Annotated in this window: 1 protein-coding gene; it reads right to left on the minus strand. The window is 49.2% G+C overall.

The genetic code is table 11. The features are described 5' to 3' along the window. Positions 1-25: 25 nt before the first annotated feature. Positions 26-1,741 (minus strand): IS1634 family transposase, encoded by a 1,716-nt coding sequence (locus JWG43_RS17410; protein ID WP_205244218.1) that lies wholly within the window; start codon positions 1,739-1,741, stop codon positions 26-28. Positions 1,742-1,884 lie beyond the last annotated feature (143 nt).

Raw genomic sequence — 1,884 nt, forward strand, 5'->3', positions numbered from 1 at the left:
ACCTGAAAGTTGGCTAAAGCGTACACTATTTGGCATCTACTCCCAAGTGCTTCAAGAACAGTTTGTCTCTGGCCACTGATTCGGTGGACCATCGATAGCTGCCCATGGCAGTTTGTACCTTGGTGGTTTCAATGCAGTCAAACCAATCCAGGACCTGGGTGAGAGAGCGCTGCGCAAGCCAGTCTTCCAGTTTCTTTTCAAGCTTGACAAGTGATTTGGGTTTTCCGGGTTCTTGCTTCCCGAGATTGTCTTGCACTTGCTTTATCTTTTTCGTCAGGAAACAATGATAGCCCAGTGAGACAAATTGTGTGAATTGCCTTCCACGCAAATTGTCTGGGTACCATGTGCGCGGTCGCGCACCGTCGAGCCTCCCCTTTTGTACGGCAAAGAGTTCTTCAATTTTTTCTCGCAGCCGATAGTTTTCAAGTGCGGTAAATGTGTCCATGGTCTGATTGCTGACGAGGGCGAAATAGCCGAAGTACTTCTTTGCTTCGGTAATTGCTTTATCGTTGAATCCTACCTTCAGCTGTCCCCCACGCCCCTTCCTGGAACAACTCAGGTACTTGTCTATTTTCTTTTGCGCTGAACCCGTGAACTCGGTTTCTCCTCCTTCTATTTGCGCCTTCAGTTCAAGCAAGTCCTTACGGAAGGCGAGTTCTTTCTTGGCTTCGTTGTCGGGAGAATAGTAAACATGCACATACAAACGGCGCGAGAACGTTTCTTTTTCACCGGCGACCTTGTCGTTGCGTGATCGCTGGCGTACCCGGCTGAACTGGTGCATTCTATGCGAAGTTGCTCCACAGATGGACGGATCGAACGGACACGTGCTGGACATGCCCGCCAGTGTTGCACGGAGCGCATCAACTGTCTCGCGGACCCAGACAATATTCGGATCAACCAGGGTCAGAAACTTAACATTGCTCAAGGCGAATTCCATCATGTTCTTTTGGCTGTAGTAGCCGTTATCAGTGACAATCAGAGGCTTTTCCAGATTGAGACACTTGATTTGTTTCAGAGTGTTTTCAATGGATATGACATCCGGAATATTACCGGGTTGTTTCGCGAAGGCCATCGGTTCGCGAGCTTTCACGGAATATAAAGTCAAAAGCTTGATCGTGTTGAGTCCGTCGCCATCCTTGTTGAACCCCCGCCGTGCTTCCGACTGATTTTCGGAGTAGGTCGAGATGGTGGTTGAGTCAAATGCCAGCACGGGAGACTCTCCCAGGCGTACCGCCCGAGCTGAAAAATAGCACTGGATGCCTTCTTCATTGCGACCAACATTCTTGAACAGGTTACCATACACATCTTCAGTGATCGCTTCACGATATGGAAGAGGGTGCATCACCTGCCAGCTCTCAAGGCGCGGCAGGGTGTTGCCACCAGAACCGATCCAGTAGCGTGCGATAGAGAGAATCTTCGCCGCATCACCCTCGCTGAATGAAGCACGTACATCATCATCAATGCCGGAAACCTCGCCAACCCATTCCAGGATGTCCGTGAGGCCGGTATGCTGACGTGTTGCATCGACAACGCCTTCTTCGCCCTTGCTTTTTTTTGGACGAGTTGGCACAAATTCTTGCGTGCCCGCCTTAATTTTCCCTTTGAGCTTCTGACTGACCGTATAGGTTTTTCGGGTCTTTTCGTTGTAGGCCGTAATCCGTTCATAGACGTAAATATCGCCATTTGGACGCTTTTCCCGACGCTCGCCGACATGAGTTTTTCCTGTTACTGGCTTAGCCATGCGTAATCCCCCCTTTAACATGTGCGTATAAATATAATACGTACATGTTAAAGGGCAAGAAAAAAACACGGATTTTCAACTAAACCGTGCTCATGGAGCTGTGTTGAGGGATTAAAGTGTTCGCTTTATCCGATTTTCAGGGT

The organism is Desulfobulbus alkaliphilus (genome assembly GCF_016918545.1).
GTDB lineage: Bacteria > Desulfobacterota > Desulfobulbia > Desulfobulbales > Desulfobulbaceae > Desulfobulbus > Desulfobulbus alkaliphilus.

Excerpts from the sequence above, each read along its gene's own strand:
- JWG43_RS17410 (WP_205244218.1), bottom strand. The coding sequence starts at position 1,741 with ATGGCTAAGCCAGTAACAGGAAAAACTCATGTCGGCGAGCGTCGGGAA.